The organism is Candidimonas humi (assembly GCF_019166065.1).
Taxonomy (GTDB): Bacteria; Pseudomonadota; Gammaproteobacteria; order Burkholderiales; family Burkholderiaceae_B; genus Candidimonas; species Candidimonas humi.
This window is the reverse complement of record NZ_JAHTBN010000003.1, coordinates 715,872-734,903: the sequence shown is the minus strand read 5'-3', so window position 1 is coordinate 734,903 and position 19,032 is coordinate 715,872. Positions and strand designations below refer to the sequence as shown.

General features: G+C 66.7%; 16 protein-coding genes. 14 read left to right on the top strand and 2 right to left on the bottom strand.

Going from position 1 to position 19,032, the window contains the following annotated elements; genetic code table 11:
• Nucleotides 1-67: 67 nt before the first annotated feature.
• The 14 genes from leuS to ftsB all read left to right on the top strand — a co-directional run bounded on the left by leuS (nucleotide 68) and on the right by ftsB (nucleotide 16,699).
• Nucleotides 68-2,725, top strand: coding sequence for a leucine--tRNA ligase (leuS, locus tag KVP10_RS10390; protein ID WP_217964552.1), 2,658 nt, complete (start codon nucleotides 68-70; stop codon nucleotides 2,723-2,725).
• 19 nt (nucleotides 2,726-2,744) lie between these two features.
• The gene (locus KVP10_RS10385) at nucleotides 2,745-3,410 is read left to right on the top strand and encodes an LPS-assembly lipoprotein LptE (RefSeq protein ID WP_217964464.1); all 666 of its coding nucleotides are present in this window, start codon (nucleotides 2,745-2,747) and stop codon (nucleotides 3,408-3,410) included.
• 7 nt (nucleotides 3,411-3,417) lie between these two features.
• The gene (gene holA, locus KVP10_RS10380) at nucleotides 3,418-4,503 is read left to right on the top strand and encodes a DNA polymerase III subunit delta (RefSeq protein ID WP_217964463.1); all 1,086 of its coding nucleotides are present in this window, start codon (nucleotides 3,418-3,420) and stop codon (nucleotides 4,501-4,503) included.
• Nucleotides 4,504-4,720: 217 nt separating this feature from the next.
• Nucleotides 4,721-6,025 (top strand): glutamate-5-semialdehyde dehydrogenase, encoded by a 1,305-nt coding sequence (locus tag KVP10_RS10375; RefSeq protein ID WP_217964462.1) that lies wholly within the window; start codon nucleotides 4,721-4,723, stop codon nucleotides 6,023-6,025.
• Between the two features lie 15 nt (nucleotides 6,026-6,040).
• A complete protein-coding gene (locus tag KVP10_RS10370; protein WP_217964461.1) occupies nucleotides 6,041-6,457 on the top strand; it encodes a CopD family protein in 417 nt (138 codons plus the stop codon).
• Between the two features lie 12 nt (nucleotides 6,458-6,469).
• A complete protein-coding gene (locus KVP10_RS10365) occupies nucleotides 6,470-8,185 on the top strand; it encodes a THUMP domain-containing protein (RefSeq protein WP_217964460.1) in 1,716 nt (571 codons plus the stop codon).
• Between the two features lie 419 nt (nucleotides 8,186-8,604).
• Complete coding sequence (locus tag KVP10_RS10360) at nucleotides 8,605-8,778, top strand: hypothetical protein (RefSeq protein ID WP_217964555.1); 174 nt, start codon at nucleotides 8,605-8,607, stop codon at nucleotides 8,776-8,778.
• 326 nt (nucleotides 8,779-9,104) lie between these two features.
• Nucleotides 9,105-9,677, top strand: a complete 573-nt coding sequence (locus KVP10_RS10355; RefSeq protein ID WP_217964459.1) for an RDD family protein — start codon at nucleotides 9,105-9,107, stop codon at nucleotides 9,675-9,677.
• Between the two features lie 102 nt (nucleotides 9,678-9,779).
• Nucleotides 9,780-11,429: an acetate--CoA ligase gene (locus tag KVP10_RS10350; protein WP_217964458.1), complete on the top strand. Its 1,650-nt coding sequence runs from the start codon at nucleotides 9,780-9,782 to the stop codon at nucleotides 11,427-11,429.
• A 286-nt stretch (nucleotides 11,430-11,715) separates the two neighbouring features.
• Complete coding sequence (locus KVP10_RS10345; RefSeq protein WP_217964457.1) at nucleotides 11,716-12,234, top strand: gamma carbonic anhydrase family protein; 519 nt, start codon at nucleotides 11,716-11,718, stop codon at nucleotides 12,232-12,234.
• 177 nt (nucleotides 12,235-12,411) lie between these two features.
• Complete coding sequence (locus KVP10_RS10340) at nucleotides 12,412-14,010, top strand: MFS transporter (RefSeq protein ID WP_246600525.1); 1,599 nt, start codon at nucleotides 12,412-12,414, stop codon at nucleotides 14,008-14,010.
• Nucleotides 14,011-14,099: 89 nt separating this feature from the next.
• On the top strand, nucleotides 14,100-14,633 hold the full coding sequence (locus tag KVP10_RS10335; RefSeq protein WP_217964456.1) for a MarR family winged helix-turn-helix transcriptional regulator: 534 nt from the start codon (nucleotides 14,100-14,102) through the stop codon (nucleotides 14,631-14,633).
• Between the two features lie 371 nt (nucleotides 14,634-15,004).
• Nucleotides 15,005-16,291, top strand: a complete 1,287-nt coding sequence (gene eno / locus KVP10_RS10330; protein ID WP_217964455.1) for a phosphopyruvate hydratase — start codon at nucleotides 15,005-15,007, stop codon at nucleotides 16,289-16,291.
• 72 nt (nucleotides 16,292-16,363) lie between these two features.
• Complete coding sequence (ftsB, locus tag KVP10_RS10325) at nucleotides 16,364-16,699, top strand: cell division protein FtsB (protein WP_217964454.1); 336 nt, start codon at nucleotides 16,364-16,366, stop codon at nucleotides 16,697-16,699.
• Between the two features lie 186 nt (nucleotides 16,700-16,885).
• On the opposite strand, the gene KVP10_RS10320 is transcribed toward ftsB, so the two are convergent.
• Together KVP10_RS10320 and hslO are read right to left on the bottom strand one after the other, a co-directional pair.
• Complete coding sequence (locus KVP10_RS10320; protein WP_217964453.1) at nucleotides 16,886-17,854, bottom strand: TadE/TadG family type IV pilus assembly protein; 969 nt, start codon at nucleotides 17,852-17,854, stop codon at nucleotides 16,886-16,888.
• Between the two features lie 195 nt (nucleotides 17,855-18,049).
• Nucleotides 18,050-18,964, bottom strand: a complete 915-nt coding sequence (gene hslO, locus KVP10_RS10315) for an Hsp33 family molecular chaperone HslO (protein ID WP_217964452.1) — start codon at nucleotides 18,962-18,964, stop codon at nucleotides 18,050-18,052.
• Between the last annotated feature and the right edge of the window lie 68 nt (nucleotides 18,965-19,032).

Here is a 19,032-nt window from a genome sequence, read left to right as displayed (position 1 = left end):
GCTTGCAACCGCAAGGCGCGCACTGCGCATGCCGCGCGCCACCTTCCCCCATACAGATTCGAATTCCATGCAGGAACGCTACAACCCTTCCGCCGTCGAAGCCGCCGCCCACCAGAACTGGCAGGCGCGGGACGCCTATCGCGTGGTCGAGACCGCCACCGCGGCCGACGGCTCCCCCAAGCCCAAGTTCTACGCCTGCTCGATGCTGCCCTACCCCAGCGGCAAACTGCACATGGGGCACGTGCGCAACTACACCATCAACGACATGATGGCGCGCCAATTGCGCATGCGCGGCTACAACGTGCTCATGCCCATGGGCTGGGACGCCTTCGGCATGCCTGCCGAAAACGCCGCGATGAAATCCGGCGTGCCGCCCGCCAAGTGGACGTACGACAACATCGCGTACATGAAAAAGCAGATGCAGGCCATGGGCCTGGCCATCGACTGGTCGCGCGAAATGTGCGCCTGCGACCCCAAGTACTACAAATGGAACCAGTGGCTGTTCCTGAAGATGCTGGAAAAAGGCATCGCCTACCGCAAGACGCAGACCGTCAACTGGGACCCCGTCGACCAGACCGTGCTGGCCAACGAACAAGTCATAGACGGCCGCGGCTGGCGTTCCGGCGCCCTGGTCGAAAAACGCGAGATCCCCGGCTACTACCTGCGCATCACCGACTACGCCCAGGAACTGCTCGAACAAGTGCATGACGGCCTGCCCGGCTGGCCCGAGCGCGTACGCGTCATGCAGGAAAACTGGATCGGCAAGAGCGAAGGCGTGCGCTTCGCCTTCACGCACGACATCCGCGACACCACGGGCGCCCTGATCCAGGACGGCCGCATGCACGTGTTCACCACGCGCGCCGACACCATCATGGGCGTGACCTTCTGCGCGGTGGCGCCCGAGCATCCGCTGGCGACGCACGCCGCTGCGAACAATCCCGCCCTGGCGGCCTTCATCGAAGCCTGCAAGCAAGGCGGGACCACCGAGGCCGAGCTGGCCACCCGCGAAAAAGAAGGCATGCCCACGGGGCTGTCGGTCACGCACCCGCTGACCGGTGCCGCGGTGCAGGTCTGGGTTGGCAATTACGTGCTGATGAGCTACGGCGACGGCGCCGTCATGGGCGTGCCCGGCCACGACGAACGCGATTTCGCCTTCGCGCTCAAGTACGGCCTGCCGATACGCCAGGTCATAGATGTCGAAGGCCAGGCCTACGACGCCACCGCCTGGCAGGAATGGTATGCCGACAAGCAGCGCGGCCGTACGGTCAATTCCGGCAAGTACGACGGCCTGAGCACCGCCCAGGCGGTCGACGCCGTGGCCGCGGACCTGGCCGCGATGGGCCTGGGCGAGAAACAGACCACGTGGCGCCTGCGCGACTGGGGCATTTCGCGCCAACGCTATTGGGGCACCCCGATACCCATCATCCACTGTCCCGACTGCGGGCCGGTGCCCGTGCCCGAACAAGACCTGCCCGTGATCCTGCCGGAAGACCTGATTCCGGACGGCAGCGGCAATCCGCTGGCGCGCAGCGAGTCCTTCCTGGCCTGCTCGTGCCCGCACTGCGGCAAGGCGGCGCGGCGCGAAACCGACACCATGGACACCTTCGTCGATTCGTCCTGGTATTTCATGCGCTACACCTCGCCGGGCAACGACACGGCCATGGTCGACGCCCGCAACGACTACTGGATGCCCATGGACCAGTACATCGGGGGCATCGAGCACGCCGTGCTGCACCTGCTGTATGCGCGCTTCTGGACGCGCGTGATGCGCGACCTGGGGCTGGTGAAATTCGACGAACCCTTCACCCGCCTGCTGTGCCAGGGCATGGTGCTCAACCATATCTATTCCCGCAAGAACGCACAGGGCGGCATCGAGTACTTCTGGCCCGACCAGGTCGAGAACATCGTCGACGCCAAGGGCGCCATCGTCGGCGCGCGCCTGCGTGCCGACGGCTCGCCGGTGACCTATGGCGGCATAGGCACCATGTCCAAGTCGAAGAACAACGGCGTCGACCCGCAATCGCTCATCGACAGCCTGGGCGCCGACACCGCGCGCCTGTTCGTGATGTTCGCCAGCCCGCCTGAACAAACCCTGGAATGGTCCGACTCGGGCGTGGACGGCGCCAACCGCTACCTGCGCAAGGTCTGGGCGTTCTGCCTGGCGCGCCGCGAGGCCGTGCAGGCGGGGCTGGGCGGCGGCGCCGCGGCCTCGCAGGCGGCGGGCGCGGCCAAGACCCTGCGGCGCGACATCCATACGCTGCTAAAGCAGGCCGACTACGACTACCAGCGCATGCAGTACAACACGGTGGTGTCGACCAGCATGAAGATGCTCAACGCCATCGAGTCCGCGGCCCTGGACGACAGCCCCGCCTCGGCGGCGGCCCTGGCCGAATGCGTCAGCATCCTGCTGCGCGTGCTGTACCCGGTGGTGCCGCACATCACCTGGCAACTGTGGCAGGATCTGGGCTACGACGCGGCACTGGGCGACCTGCTGGACGCCCCCTGGCCTGCGGTCGACGAAGCGGCGCTGGTGGCCGACGAAATCGAACTGATGCTGCAGGTCAACGGCAAGCTGCGCGGTTCGCTGACCGTCGCCAGCACGGCGGTCAAGGCCGATATCGAACAGCTCGCCGCGGCGCACGACGCGGTGGCGCGCTTCCTGGAAGGCCGTCCCGTCAAGCGCATCATCGTGGTGCCGGGCAAACTGGTCAACGTAGTGGGGTAAGCACAGGGTGAACACAGGCATGCGCAAGCTCCGGCCCGCCAGCGCGGCGGCATCCCTTCCGGCAGCACGCCTCTGGGCGCGCGGGCTGGCCTGCGCCATGCTGTGCGCGCTGCTGGCGGCCTGCGGCTTCAGGCTGCGCGGACCGGTGCCGCTGCCCTTCTCCACGGTGTATACCAATATCGCGGAAAATTCCGACTTCGGCGCGCGGCTGCGCCGCGCCCTGCAGGCCAGTTCTCCGAATCTGCGCTTCGTCTCGCGCATGGGCGACGCCCAAGTGCGGCTGATCCAGATTTCCAACAACCAGTCGCTGCGCGAGCTGTCTCTCAATGCCCAGGGCCTGGTCGAAGAATACGAATTGAACCTGTCCTTCGTGTTCGAGCTGATGGACGCCAAGGGCAATGTGCTGCTGGCGCCCACCACCCTGACATCCAGCCAGGACCTGCCCTACGACCCGAACCAGGTCCAGGCCAAGCAGGGCGAAATCGCCACGCTGTTCCTGGAAATGCAGAAGAGCCTGGTGGACCGCATCGTGCGGCGCCTGAGTTCGCCCGACGTGATCGAGGCCGCCCGCAAGGCGCAATTGAGCCAGCCCTCGCAAAACTCCAAGGCTGCCGGCGGCGCCGAGCTGCCTCCTCCCTCGGTTCCCTGGGTTACGCCGCGCGTCGAACCCAGCATGGGGCTCTAGGGCCTGCATGGGACGGCCTCTCGACCCGGACAGCCTGCTCGGCGCCTTGCGCCAGGGGCGCATGCCCCTGGATCCGCTGTACGTGATTTCGGGCGACGAGCCCTTGCTGGTTACCGAGACCATGGACGGCCTGCGCGCCGCGGCCCACGCGCAAGGCTATACAGAGCGCAGCAGCATGGTGCTGGACGCCAACAGCGACTGGAGCGCCGTGCTGGCTGCCACGCGCAATGTTTCGCTATTCGGCGACCGGCGCGTGGTCGAACTCAAGCTGCCCGGCGGCAAGCCGGGCAAGACCGGCGGCGAAACACTGCAACGGCTGGCCGAGATGGCCGGCACAGGCCAATGGGGCGACGACACCGTAATGCTCGTCAGCCTGCCGCGCCTGGACAAGGCCACCCGTACCGGCAAATGGGCCAGCGCGCTGTGGCAACATGCCACCACCCTGGAACTCGCCAGCGTCGAGCGCGCTCAGTTGCCCGACTGGATACGCCAGCGCCTGGCGCGGCAGAACCAGGAAGTGGACGCGGAAGTGCTGGAATGGATGGCCGACAAGGTCGAAGGCAATCTGCTCGCCGCCTTCCAGGAAATCCAGAAGCTGGCCCTGCTCTATCCGGAGGGCCGCATCGAAGCCGCCGAGGTCGAGCGGGCCGTGCTCAATGTGGCGCGCTACGACGTCTTCGGCCTGCGCGACGCGATGCTGGCCGGCCAGCCTGCGCGCACGCTGTCCATGCTGGCCGGCCTGCGCGCCGAGGGCACCGCCCTGCCCCTGGTGCTGTGGGCCGTGGGCGACGAGATCCGCATCCTGGCGCGCCTGGCCGAGGCCCGTTCGCAAGGCCGCGACCTGGGCGGCGAGCTGCGCAAGAACCGCGTCTTTGGCAATCACGAACGCCTGGCGCGCCAGGCCCTGGCGCGGGTCTCGCCCGGCGCCTGGCCCGCGGCGGTCCAGCACGCCCATGAGGTCGACCGGCTCGTCAAGGGCCTGAAGGTGCCGGGCCGGCTCGACGACCCCTGGGAAGAAATGGGCCGCCTGGCGCTGCGCGTGGCCGCCGTGCGGCCCGCACCCGCGCGCCGCGGCCCGCCGCCCGGCGCGTAGCCACAGGCACACCCGCACTCGGGACGTCCGCCGGATTTCCGGCCCGCGGCATGCGCACGGCCCGCCCTGCATCCCGGGCGCGGCACCGCCATCCGGCGCAAGGCGCGGCCATGTTTTTGTGAAAGCTCCGAAAGCTGGGATAATTCTCTTATGCCCCGCCGCGCGCGGGCTCTATTCATTACCCGCCCGGGGCCCCTGCAGCCCGGGCCCTGCATCCATGACGACCACTAGCAACACCATCGAGCGCGAAGCCGCCGCGAACGCCGCGGCTCTCGACATGACCCCTCTGGGCCGCCAGGCGCGCGCCGCCTCGCGCCTCATGCTGCGCGCCACCGGCAAGGCCAAGGCACAGGCCCTGCGCGCCATGGCGCAACGCCTGCAGGCCGGCAAGGCGCAACTGCTCGAACGCAATGCCCTCGACCTGGATGCCGCGCGCCGCAACGGCCTGGCGCCCGCCATGGTCGACCGCCTCGCGCTGTCGGAAAAATCCCTGCAGACCATGACCGCCGGCCTGCTGCAGATCGCCGACATGCCCGATCCCATAGGCAGCACCACCGCCTCCACCATACGCCCCAACGGCATGCGCGTGGCGCAGATGCGCGTGCCGCTGGGCGTCATCGGCATCATCTACGAATCGCGGCCCAACGTCACCATCGACGCCGCCGCCCTGTGCCTGAAATCGGGCAACGCGGCGATCCTGCGCGGTGGCAGCGAAGCCTTCAATTCGAATATGGCGCTGGGCGAAATCATCCGCGGCGGCCTGGAAGACGCCGGCCTGCCGGCCCACGCCGTGCAAGTGGTCGGCACCACCGACCGCGCCGCGGTGGGCCAGCTCGTCACCATGACCGAATACATCGACGTCATCGTGCCGCGCGGCGGCAAGGGCCTGATCGCGCGGCTCGCGGCCGAAGCCAAGGTTCCTCTCATCAAGCACCTGGACGGCAATTGCCACGTCTACATCGACGCCGCCGCCGACCCGCAGCGCGCCCATGACATCGCCGTCAACGCCAAGACCTACCGCTACGGCATCTGTGGCGCCATGGAAACCCTGCTGGTGCATCGCGACATCGCCGAAGCCGTGCTGCCCAGGCTCGCCCAAACCCTGACCGAAGCCGGGGTGGAACTGCGCGGCTGTCCGTGCACGCTTGCCCTGGTGCCGCAGGCCGTGGCCGCCACCGAAGCCGACTGGGGCACCGAATACCTCGAACCCATACTGGCGATCCGCATCGTCGACAGCCTGGACGAGGCCATGGACCACATAGCCCGCTGGGGCTCCGGCCACACCGACTCCATCGTCACCGAAGACCTGGCGGCGGCCACGCGCTTCCAGCGCGAGGTCGATTCCAGCTCGGTCTACATCAACCTGCCCACCTGCTTCGCCGACGGCTACGAATATGGCCTGGGCGCGGAAATCGGCATTTCCACCAACCGCCTGCACGCCCGCGGCCCGGTCGGCCTCGAAGGCCTGACCACGCTCAAGTGGGTACTGACCGGCGACGGCCAGTTGCGCGGCCAAGGCTGACACGGATACCGCCGGATGCTCTGGGTCAAGACCTTTCATATCCTGTTCGTAACATCGTGGTTCGCCGGCCTGTTCTACCTGCCGCGCATCTACGTCAACCTGGCCCAGGCGCACGACGCCGCCACGGCCGACTGCCTGCTGGGCATGGCGCGCCGCCTGTACCGCTTCATGACGCCGCTGGCCGTGCTGGCGGTGGCCTTCGGCCTGTGGCTGTTCATCGGCTACGGCATAGGCCGCGCCAGCGGCTGGATGCATGCCAAGCTGCTGTTCGTGCTGCTGCTCGTCATATACCATCTGGCCTGCGGGCGCATGCTGCGCACCTTCGCCGCGGGCCGCAACACCCGCGGGCACAAGTTCTACCGCTGGTTCAACGAAATACCCGTACTGCTGCTGCTGATCATCCTGATCCTGGTCGTAGTCCAGCCCTTCTGATTCCCGGCCACCATGACCGACACCCCGACCAAGCCCCGCAAGACCCTGACGATAAAAAAGGCCACATCGGCCGCGGCAAGCGATACTTCCGAACCGCGCAAGCGCAGAGGCGCTCGCGCCCGGCAGGTTGCGCAAATGGAAATCTCGCGCGGCAAGAACGGCGCCGGGCCCTCTGCCCGCGCCGATACGCCGCGTGGCGCCTCCGCGCCGGCCCGCAAGCGCGCGACGTCCGCCGAAACCGCAACAGGGCACGATGCCAGGCCCGCGGCGCGGCCGCGCCGCGACGCCCCCAAGCCGGCCGACAAACCGAACCCTGGCCGAAGCCGGACAGCAGCGCCCGAGACCCCGCAAGCGACAGGCCGCAACAGAGATGCAGGCCGACGCGCCCCGGCACGCGACGCGGGCGCTAGCGGCGCCCCGCAACACCGCGGACGAGACGCAGGCTTGGCCGAAAGGCCCGCCCCCGATCGCCGGCGCAGCGAATCCATCGCCGCGCCGTTCGAAGGGCGCGGCGCCGAAGCGCCCGAAATATACGAAGCAAGCCAAGCGCCGCGCATCAGCCGCCGGCCGCGGCGCGGCGTGCCGGCGCGTATCTTTCCGGTCTTTGCGCCCTGTCCGCACGGGCTCGAAGAGGCCCTGGCCGCCGAACTGCAGGCGCTGGGTTTCGACGCCGTGGCGCCATCGCGCGCCGGCTGCAGCTTCGAGGCCGACTGGGCAGGCGTACAGCGCGCCAATCTCTATTCGCGCCTGGCCACCCGCGTGCTGGTGCAGGTCTCGCAGCAGCCGGTGTACCACGAGGACGACATCTACGAACTCGCCCTGGATACCCCCTGGGAAGACTGGTTCGGCGCCGAACAGACCCTGCGGGTCGACACCTCGGCCATCCACAGCCCCATGAAGAGCCTGCAGTTCTGCAACCTGCGGGCCAAGGACGGCATCTGCGACCGACTGCGCGAGCGCGAAGGCGCGCGCCCCGATATCGATACCGTCAGGCCGGACGCGCGCGTGCATCTGTTTCTTACCGAGGACACCGGCACCCTGTACCTGGACACCTCGGGCGAATCCCTGTTCAAGCGCGGCTGGCGCCTGGACAAGGGCGAGGCGCCGCTGCGCGAGAACCTGGCGGCCGGCCTGCTGGCCCTGTCCGGCTGGGATCCGGCGCGTCCGCTGATGGACCCGTTCTGCGGCAGTGGCACGATACTCATAGAGGCCGCCTGGATCGCCCTGGGCGTGCCGCCGGGCATCTGGCGCCCCTTCGGCTTCGAGCGCCTGCGCAACCACGACGCCCGGCGCTGGCGCGACATCAAGGAAGAAGCCCGCAGCCGCATCGCCCCGCGCCTGGATACGCCCCTGATCGGCTATGACGTAGACGCCAGCGCCATCGATGCGGCCCGCCTCAACCTGGAACGCGCCTGGCTCACGCCGGAATCGGTGCATCTCGAGATCGGCGACGCCCGCCAGGTGGCGCCGCCGCCCGAAGCCGGCTGGCTGGTCACCAATCCGCCCTATGGCGAACGCATGGCCGGCGACGGCGAAGATCTCTGGCCCGCCTGGGCAGAAAATCTCAAGCGGCACTACAGCGGCTGGTCGATCAACGTCATCTCCAGCGACCTGGACCTGCCGCGCCGCCTGCGGCTCAAGCCGCTGCGCCGCTACCCCTTGCACAACGGCGCCCTGGACTGCCGGCTGTTCAGCTTCGAGATGGTGCAGGCCAGCTATCGGCGCTGAAGACGGCAAGCCGCAAGGCCCGCTCGGCCGGCGCCTCTGGGCGCCCGCGAGCGCCTACGAGGGCATCCGAACGCCGCTGAACTACCTCTAAGCTCCCCCTGAGCTACGTCTGAGCTGCCTCTGAACCAGGGCTCTGAACTAGCCCTGAGCCATCTTGGCCACATTCAAGCTTCCTTCGATGCGTATGGGGCCTGCCCATCGGGCTGGCCTCGAACCGCCGGCGAAGCAGCCGAATTCCGGGCCCGCAGCGCCCCTTCCAGGCCCGTTGTGCATAGACTTGCGCAGGCTCCTTCCCTCAAATTTTGCCGTAGCGCAACATTTATATCGCGCCGCAGCATTCTGGCTTGCTTTTGCTAGGGGTTAACCCCTATAATAGGGTTAACCCTGAACGAAACGTTCAATTTATATAGAGCACTGCCATGAAAGACCTGCAACAAAACTTCCGCTTGACCGACGAACTCGAACGCCAACTGATGCTCCAGGCCATCGAAGAGCAATTCCGCTTCCGCCCCAGCGTCGCCCTGAAGAATCTGGCGAGCAAAGTCACCGGGCTGTTCGGTTATGGTCATGGCCAAGTGAAGTCGGCCCACTGATAGGGCCCGCACAGAGGCGCATGCTGCATCGCAGTAAATCCTGCCGCCTCGCCCACTGCAAGCCGCCGCTACTGGCGGCTTTTGCTTTTTCGGCCTTTGCCAAGGCCGGCCGCACCCGGGGTGCAGGCCATCGGCGAACAGGCTCGAGCATTTTCGGCTCAAGTATTTACACTTTTCAATGCGCTGTATCAGGTAAGCGCTGCAAAATTCCGTACTCATTTGCGCCGAACTTGCTCTAGCCCAGGAGCCAAGGTATTTCCGCCCACGCCGGCCCGCCCCCCAAGCAGTATCCTTGGCCGGCAAGAAATTGCGGGATAATGGCGCCCATGAAAAAATCGAGAAAAACCGCGGCCCGGCCCGAACTTCCCCACACGGTGCTGGCCGCCCTGCCCGCGCCGACCCGCTGGCGCCGTTTCGCCTGCATGATGTACGAAGCCGTCCTGCTGTTCGGCGTCGTATTCCTGGCCAGCTACCTGTTCGACACGCTTACCCAGAGCCGCAGCGGCATGACCCTGCGCCATGCCCGCCAGGTCCTGCTGTTCCTGGCCATAGGCGCCTATTTCATATTGTGCTGGCGCAAGCGCGGCCAGACCTTGCCCATGAAGACCTGGAACATTCGCCTGGTCGACCGCGACGGGCGTACGCCGCGCCTGTCGCGCCTGGTATTGCGCTATATCCTGATCTGGCCGCTGCCGCTGGTGGCCGCCATGATCGTGCGCGCGGCCTCGCATGCCACCGGCTACGGCTCGGTCGACCTGTTCATCGTGTTCGCGCCTTTCAGCATATTCCTCTGGACCTGGTTCGATAATGACAGGCAGTTCCTGCACGATCGCCTGCTCGGCACGCGCCTGATCAACATTGAAGACACAAATAGGGAACCCGTAGAAACCCTAGGGTGATCGGCTTTGAATAGAGGGGGGATTGCACATAACCCGCTTGTCGTTCATGCTTGAGGGTAGTCTGTTTCCTGTCGCGACGCCCCGCACCCGACCACAAAGACAATGAACGACCAATATTCGGAGCTGTACTCGTCCTATCAGTGGTTTGTCCCCAGTCACTTCAATATCGCCCAGGCGTGTGTCCATCGTTGGGCTGAAAATCCGCACGAAGGCCGGCGCATAGCGGTCTACTACGAAAACGAACTCGGCCAGCGCGAGGTCTGGACCTATGCGCGGCTGTCCGAAACCGCCAACCGGCTGTCCAACGGCCTGGCGCGCATGGGCGCCGGCGCCGGCGACCGCATTGCCGTCTGCATGGCGCAGCGGCCCGAGGCCGTCGCCGCCTGCATGGCCATCCTCAGCCTCGGCGCCATCGTCGTTCCCTTGTCGACACGCTACGACACGCAGGCCCTGGTCGCGCGCCTGCGCAACTCCGAGGCCCGCATCGCCATCATCGACGAAAACGCCGGTCCCGAACTGCTGGGCGCCCAGCCCCAATGCGCCGCCTTGTCGCAAGTCATAGGGCTCGGGTTCCAGCACGACAGCATCATTGCCTGGCGCACGCTGCTGGCCCGCCAGCCTGCCGAATACAAGGCGCTCGCCACGCGCTCGGACGCGCCTGCGCTGCTGCTGTATTCCGACGACGAAACCGACCCGCGCGGCGCGCTGCTGGCCCATGGCGCCTTGATCGGCAGCCTGCCGGGCTTCGTCGCGTCCCAGGACTGGTTCCCACAGAAAGGCGATATTTTCTGGACCTGCGCCGAATGGGCCTGGGCCGATGCGCTGTTCGCAGCCCTGCTGCCCACACTCTACTTCGGCCATGCCATTGTCGCCACGCCCGGCCACGTGCCCGCCCGGCGCGCATTCGAGATCCTCGAACGCTACCAGATCACCAGCCTGCTGCTGCCGCCTCGCGCCATCAAGGCGCTGCGCGCCGAAGGCGACGAACCACGCCAGCATTTCAAGCTCGCGCTGCGCAGCCTGGCAAGCACCGGCGAAAGCCTGGGCGCCGTGCTGTACGACTGGTGCGTGCAGTCCCTGGGGGTCGCCCCGAACGAAATATACGGCCGTGCGTCCATGCCCAGCGTGATCGGCGCCAGCCGCACGAAATGGCCTACGCGCCCGGGCAGCATGGGCCGGCCCTATCCCGGCCACCGAGTCGGCGTGCTGGACGCCCGCGGCAGGCTCTGTCCCGCCGGGCAAATCGGCGAAATAGCGCTGAACCGCCACGATATCCACGGATACCCCGACCCAGGCCTGTTCCTGGGCTACTGGCGCGACGACCGCGCCGGCGAAGCCGATCACGGCGGCGACTGGCGCCTGAGCGGCGACCTCGCCAGGGTCGATGAAGACGGCTACTACTGGTATGTGGGCCGCACGGCAGAAGTCTTCACGAGCTCGGGCCGGCGCGTCGGCCCCGGCGAGATCGAAGAATGCCTGCTTGCCCATCCGGCGGTGGCCGACGCCGTCGTGGTGCCGTCGGGCCCCGCCGATCAGCCTGTGGTCCTCAAGGCCTATGTCCAGCGCCGGCAGGCGAAGCTCGACGACGATCTGGCGGCCCTGGCCGAATCCCTCAAAGAACATGTGCGGCAACGGCTCTCCAGTGCCCTGGCGCCCAGCGAAATCGAATTCACCGAGGCCCTGCCCTTGACCGCGGCCGGCAAGGCCTTGCGCCGCGCCGTGCCCGTCCCGGCCCAGGAGCACGGACGGTAGGAATTTATCGACTCGAAGCGGGCGGTAAAAGCGGTAGCAATTTGCCGAATCGAAGCGGGCGGTAGAAAGATGGGATAAATTTGCCGAATCGACGCCGGCATGCCTGCGACCGCCTGGCGCCCACACCCCGGCGCCTGTTGACGCCGGCCTTCTCCGGGGCGGGCGGCTCCCGCGGCCGCGCTACAATCGAAACCCCAGGGCCGCCGGGCTCTGCAGCCCGCGCAGCGGCATATGCCGCGGCCTGTGCAGGCTCGCCCGACGCCCGCCCTTTTCACCGGACATCCGCATGGCGATCTACCAGTTCGAGGCCCTCAAGCCCAGCATCGACCCAGACACTTTCATCTTCGAAAGCGCCGACATCATCGGCGACGTGCGCCTGGCGGCAGGCGTGAGCATCTGGTCGAATGTCAGCATACGCGGCGACAACGCCCCCATCATCATAGGCGCGGGCAGCAATGTCCAGGAAGGCAGCGTGCTGCACGTGGACGAAGGCGTGCCCCTGACTATCGCCGAAAACGTCACGGTCGGCCACCAGGCCATGTTGCACGGCTGTACCATCGGCGCCGGCTCGCTGGTCGGCATGCAGGCCATCGTGCTGAACAACGCCGTCATCGGCCGCAACTGCCTCATAGGCGCCGGCGCCCTGGTGCCCGAAGGCCGCCACATCCCCGATAATTCCCTGGTCATAGGCATCGGCAAGGTAGTGCGCGAACTGGCGCCCGAGGAAATCGCAGGCATGCACAAGAATACCCATCACTACCTCGAGCGTGGCCGCCAGTACCGCGGCGCCTTGAAACGCCTCTGACAGCCAGCAGCCATCCGGCGCCGCCATGTGCGGCGTTTTTTTGCTTTCCCTGCAACCCCCTCTGTTCCCTCCGCCCCCTGTTGTATCTCCGCAAACCTAGGGTTATCCCTTGTATTTATAAGGCCGCGGCGCTAGAATCATTGACTTGTCAATCATTACCCCGTCCAGGGCATATTCATGGCTCCCGTTGCAGCTCCAGGCATAACCACCAGCGGTCGCGTATTGTCGGTACGACAGTCGCTGCTGGCCATGGTGGGATTATGTTTCGTCACCATGATGGTGGCGGTGGACCAGACCGTCGTAGGCACCGCCCTGCCCACCATCGTGGCCGAGCTCAACGGCTTCGAACTCTATGCCTGGGTGGCGACTTCCTATCTGTTGACCTCGGTGATCACCGTGCCCGTTTTCGGCCGCCTCGGCGACTACTACGGCCGGCGCAACTTCGTCATCGCCTCCATCGTCGTCTTTACCGGGGCTTCGGTGCTGTGCGGCGTGTCGCAGAGCATGCTCCAACTGGTGATGGCCCGCGCCCTGCAAGGCGTGGGCGGCGGCATGCTGGTCGGCACGGCCTTTGCGTGTATTCCGGACCTATTCCCCGATTCGCACGTGCGCCTGCGCTGGCAGGTGCTGATGAGCGCCGCTTTCGGCATCGCCAACGCTGTAGGCCCCTCGCTGGGCGGCTTTCTCACCCAATATGCAGGCTGGCGCTCGGTGTTCTTCGTCAATGTGCCCATCGGACTGCTGAGCCTCTGGTTCGTCTGGCGCCACCTGCCCCTGATCCGCCAGATGAAGGCCGGCAAGATACGGCTGGACTGGCCCGGCGCGCTGCTGGTAGCCCTGGGGCTGGGCAGTCTGCAATTGTTCGTCGAGCTGTTGCCGGCCCACGGCCTGGGCGCGCCGATGCTGCTGCTGTGCCTGTTCAGCGCCGTCACGGTCTTAGCCCTGATATGGTGGGAAAAGCGCTGCCCCGAGCCGCTGCTGCCCTTCGAGATGTTCCGCAACCCCAGCCTGGCGGCGCTATTCACGCTGTCGCTGCTGGTCGGCTTCATCATGTTCGCCATCCTGTTCTACGTGCCGCTGCTGCTGCAGGGAGGCTTCGGGCTCAATCCCCAGGACGCCGGCCTGCTCATCACGCCGCTGGTGGTATGCACTACGGTGGGCAGCATCACCAACGCGCGCATTGTGGTCCGTATCCCGAATCCTAACGCCATGCTGTATGCGGGATCCCTGCTCATGATCCTGTCCTGCCTGGGCATCGTGTTCATGCACCGCGACACGGCTACCTGGCTGATAGTGCTGTACATGACCATGGGCGGCCTGGGCCTGGGCTTCGTGATGCCCAATCTCACCGTGTTCGCCCAGGAAACCGCCGGCCGCTCGCACCTGGGCATCGCCACGGCGCTGCTGCAATCCATCCGCATGATAGGCGGCATGCTGGGCACCGCCATCGTGGGCACCCTGGTCACCCACTATTACATAGGTGGCGTACGCGCCGCCGCCTCGGGCAACCAGGCGGCCACCTGGTTCAAGACCCTGGAAGACCCGCAAGTGCTGGTCAATCTGTCGGTCCAGCACGGCTTCCTGGAACAGTCGCAGCACGCCGGCCTGAACGGCGCCGTGCTGCTCGAGGCCGCCCGCCAGTCGCTGGTCAGCGCAGTGCATTCCGGCGTCGCGCTCGCCTTGCTGGTCGCCATCATCGCCTTCGCCTGGGTGCGCCGCGTGCCCCCCGTGCACCTGTCGCGCGGCGTCAAGGCCAGCGTGCCGGCGGGGGAATGAAGAGCATGTCCGCCCGGCCGCCCGAAGGACATGCTCGTTCCTCCCATGGGGAGGATGACGCGCAGCGGCAGGAGGGCCGTCAACCGGTCATGTCCGCCCGGCCGTCCGAAGGACATGCTCGTTCCTCCCACGGGAACGAAGCCGCGCAGCCGCAACCAAGCAGCCCGGCGCATGCCAGCGACGAGGAGTTCCCGCAGATCCGCGTCATGCAGAAGCTGGGCCGCACCTACCGAGCCATGCTGGCGGCCTTCGACACCCGAATCGGGCAACCCATGCCGCGCTGGCGCGTGCTGCTGATGCTTTACCAGCGCGGCATCACGTCGCAGAAGAAACTCGCGGACGTCCTGCGCATGGACCCCGCGGCGCTCACCCGCCAGTTGAAGACCATCGAGCAGTTGGGATGGGTGCAGCGCCGCAACGACCCCGACGACAACCGCCTGACCAACGTCTGGCTGACCACGGCCGGCCTGGAACTGGTCGAACAGACCATGCCGCGGCGCACCGTCTTCATCCAGCGCATGCTGGCCGACCTGACCGCCGAAGAGCTGGAACTGCTCGGCGGCATGCTGGACCGGATCGAGACGCGCATGCGCCACGAAGCGCCGCGCGCCAACCCAGACTGACGCGCGCGGCCCGATCGTCGGCCGCCCGATCGTGGGCCGCCCGATCGCGGGCCGCCCGATCTTCGCCCGCCCGAACGGCGCCGCGCATTTCCGCCGCTCTCTTGGCGGCGATCCGCCCATTCCTTGCCCTCTTCTTGCCCGCCCCAGCGGCGCCGTGCGAGTGCTGCGCCTCCATCCCGTACAAAAAAATACAAGCCGCCGCGCCGATCCCGCACCCAGGCGGCCGGCACAGGTACAATCGGACCTTTCAAGCAATTTTTTCCGCCCAGGGCCCTATGGCCGCCTTGGCCGGCCCGCGGGCCGGCCATGCACGGCACTGGTGCCCGGCACGGGCCGTATAGTCCATCTCAATTCAGGCAGGACAGTCTCATATGAGTGCAATCGTAGATATCATCGGGCGCGAAATTCTGGATTCGCGCGGCAATCCGACCGTGGAATGCGACGTATTGCTCGAATCCGGGTCCATGGGGCGGGCAGCCGTGCCGTCGGGCGCTTCCACCGGTACCCGCGAAGCCATCGAGCTGCGCGACGGCGACAAGACGCGCTTCGGCGGCAAGGGCGTGCTGCGCGCCGTCGAAAACCTCAATACCGAAATCTCCGAAGCCCTGATGGGCCTGGACGCGCAAGAACAGACCTTCGTCGACCGCACCCTCATCGATCTGGACGGCACCGACGCCAAGGAACGCCTCGGCGCCAACGCCATACTCGCGGCCAGCATGGCCGTGGCGCGCGCAGCCGCCGACGAATCCGGCCTGCCGCTGTACCGCTACCTGGGCGGCAGCGGCCCCATGCAGATGCCGGTGCCCATGATGAATGTCATCAACGGCGGCGCCCACGCCAACAACACCCTGGACATGCAGGAATTCATGATCCTGCCCCTGGGCGCGGCCAACTTCCACGAAGCGCTGCGCATGGGCGCCGAAGTCTTCCATACGCTCAAGAAACTGATCTCGAGCCAGGGCATGTCCACTGCGGTCGGCGACGAAGGCGGCTTCGCGCCCAACGTGCCCAACCACGAGGCCGCCATCCAGCTCATCCTGCAGGCCATCGGCGAGGCCGGCTACGAAGCCGGCTCGCAAATCGCGCTGGGCCTGGACTGCGCCAGTTCCGAGTTCTACCGCGACGGCCGCTACCACCTGGCCGGCGAAGGCGGCATCAGCCTGAGCTCGCAGGAATTCGCCAACCTGCTCAGCACCTGGTGCGACAAGTACCCCATCATCTCGATCGAAGACGGCATGGCCGAGGGCGACTGGGACGGCTGGAAGATCCTCACCGAACAACTGGGCCGCAAGATCCAGCTGGTCGGCGACGACATCTTCGTCACCAACACCAAGATCATCAAGCAAGGCATAGAGCAAGGCATCGCCAACTCGGTACTGATCAAGATCAACCAGATCGGCACCCTGACCGAAACCTTCGCCGCCATCGAAATGGCCAAGCGCGCCGGCTACACCGCGGTGATCTCGCACCGTTCGGGCGAGACCGAAGACTCCACCATCGCCGACATCGCCGTGGCCACCAACGCCCTGCAGATCAAGACCGGCTCGCTGTCGCGCTCGGATCGTATGGCAAAATACAACCAGTTGCTGCGCATCGAGGAAGAACTCGCCGAAGTCGCCACCTACCCGGGGCGTGACGCGTTCTACAACTTGCGCTAGACGATACGCCCGGGCTGCCGCAAGGCGGTCCGGGCACGGCATCGGACCGATGCCATACTGCGATGACCTGATATGCGACTGCTATTCCTGGCTCTGCTGCTGCTGACACTCATCATCCAGTACCCGCTATGGTGGGGCAAAGGCGGCTGGCAGCGAGTCCACGACCTGCAGAAACAGCTTGCCAGCCAGCATGACACCAACGACGCGCTGACCGCGCGCAACAACGCCCTGCAGGCCGAAGTCCAGGACTTGAAATCCGGCACCCAGGCCATGGAAGAACGCGCCCGCGGCGAGCTCGGCATGATCAAGGACGGCGAAATCTTCGTCCAGATCCTTTCCCCCAACGAACAAGCGCCGGCCGTGCAAACGCCGCATCTCGCCACGCCCGAGCAGCAACGCGGCAACTAGTTTCGATTTGCAACGCCGCCCTGCGCGCGAAGACGCGATGCCACGCTTGCGAATTTGCGAGACACGACATCAGGCCTGTTCACCCTGAAGACGCTACGAGTTGCTCATCCTAAAAAGTGACGCGCGGCTAGAGGAAGAGCGCCTTCGGCCAGACGCGGGCGAGGCCGCTCGACGCAACGCACCCGGCTAAGCGGGCACACAGCACAAGCTCACGCCACAGGCCGGGTCGTCCGGCGTGACGCCCGAGCCTGGGCCGGCGGGATCGGAGGGGCCGGCTCCTGGCGCAGGCCCTTCAGGATTCGGTGCAGCGGCATCGCCCAAGGGCGCATCCGGCCAGACAGGCAGATCGGGCTCCGCGCCCGGCATCGTCCCGCCGCTTGCGGACGGACGCAGGCACCACAAGCCATCGCACGAAGCCGCCCCGACGCCTCTGGGCGCAGCCTGCGCGGCCTCCTGGCGCGCCACCATCTTGCCCCCCTGCCCTTGCGGCCAGTCGACCGGATGCGACTGCATGCCCAGCCGCAGTTCACGCACCATGGGCAGATAGCCCCCCAGCGCCATGGCGCGCGCCGCATACGAACCCGCGGGGTCGCCCAGTTGGCGCAACAGGGCCGCGACCCCGGGCACCAGCGGCTCGTGCAAGTACGTCAAGCGCAAGACCAGCACATTGGCCTGGTAGATGGTCTGCCCAGAGGCCGCCCCCTGCGGCCGCCCCTGCTGCAGGTAGCGCTGGTGCTGTTCGGCCTGATAATCGTTATTGATGGCCGCCAGCCCCGTGTCGCGGGCTATGGACAGCGCCGGATCGGCATAGTCGGCAAAGGAAGCTTTCGAAGGATTGAGGACCTCGATGCGCCACGGCGCATCGCCCGTCGCGGCGCTGCGCCGCGCAAAGTCGGCGCGCATGCGGCTGTCAGGCGAGGCCCCCGAGCCCGAGGCATACAAGGGCAGCAAGGCCTGTTCGAAGGCCGACTCTATGGCCACCGGACGGGCATGCCCGGTGATGCCCGCACGCGCGCCCTGAAGCAAGGCCACATCGACGAACTGCCTGACCTGGAACCAGCGGGCGACCTCGACACAGCCCAGCCCCGCCAGCAATATCGGCACGGCAAGCAGAGAAAACTCGACCATGCTGGCGCCGCGCTGGCCCGAAGCCATGCAGCGCCAGCGCCAGGAACACGAGCCCGTAAGGTGGCGTAGCGGGGAACATGTGCCTGCGCAGCGGCGGCGCCGAAAACGCGGCCACCGCAAACGGCGGCGGGAAATGGCGGCTGGCATGCTGCCAGTGTGCCCGCAAGCCGCCCCCAAGTCGATTGTGGAATATGCGTGGGCGCCGCGGCGCCCCATCCCGCATCAATGCACCGACTTGCTGTCCCCGGCCGGCGTATCCAGCGCCGGCCTGAACAGGCCCGCGCAATCCACGGCATCGAAGTGATAGGGCTTGCCGCAGAAATTGCAGGCCACATCGACCTGGCCGCGCTCGGCCAGCAGGCCGTCGACCTCGGCGCGGCCCAGCATGCGCAGCATGTCGGCCACGCGCTCGCGCGTGCACGGACAATGCCAGCGTATGCCGCGCGGCTCGAGTTCGGTCAGCGATTCGTCCCAGAACAGGCGATGGATCAGCGTATCGGTGTCCAGGCTCAGCAGTTCGTCGGCCTGGATCGTCGCCGCCAAATGGCAGGCGCGTTCCCAGGTGCTGTCGAGCGCCTCGCCCTGCGCGTCGTCCTGCCCCGGCATGCGCTGCACCAGCAGCCCGGCGCAGCGCTGCGCATCGGCGGCCAGCCACAGGCGCGTGTCCAGTTGCTCGGAATTGCGCATATAGAGTTCCAGCACCTCTGCAACCGTGTCGCCGCCCAGCGGCACCACACCCTGGTAGGGCTGCGCCTGGGGCCGCTCGCGGCCCGGGTCCAGCACCACCACGAAACGGCCCTGGCCGCCGGTATTGAGCAGGCTTTGCAGCGTGCCATCGGCCGGCACCTCGCGGCCTTCTCGCAGCGTCGCGGTGGCGCGGATGGAAAGGTCCGCGCTGCATTCCACCACGATCAGCGCCACCGGCCCGTCGCCCTGCAACTGCAGCACCAGCGAACCCTGGAACTTGATATTGGAAGCCAGCAGCACCGAGGCCGCCGCCAGTTCGCCCAGCAAACGCTGCAGGCAGGCCGGATACGATTGATGCGCAAGCCCCGCCTGCCAGGCCTCGTCCAGCCTGGCGGCCTGCACCCGCACACTCTGGTCGGGAAATAGGTACTTCTTGAGTTGATCGGTCATGGAAGAAATTTTAGCCCACCGCTGCAGCGGCGCAGGCAAAGAACCAGCCGCCACGCCCGCCTGCAAAA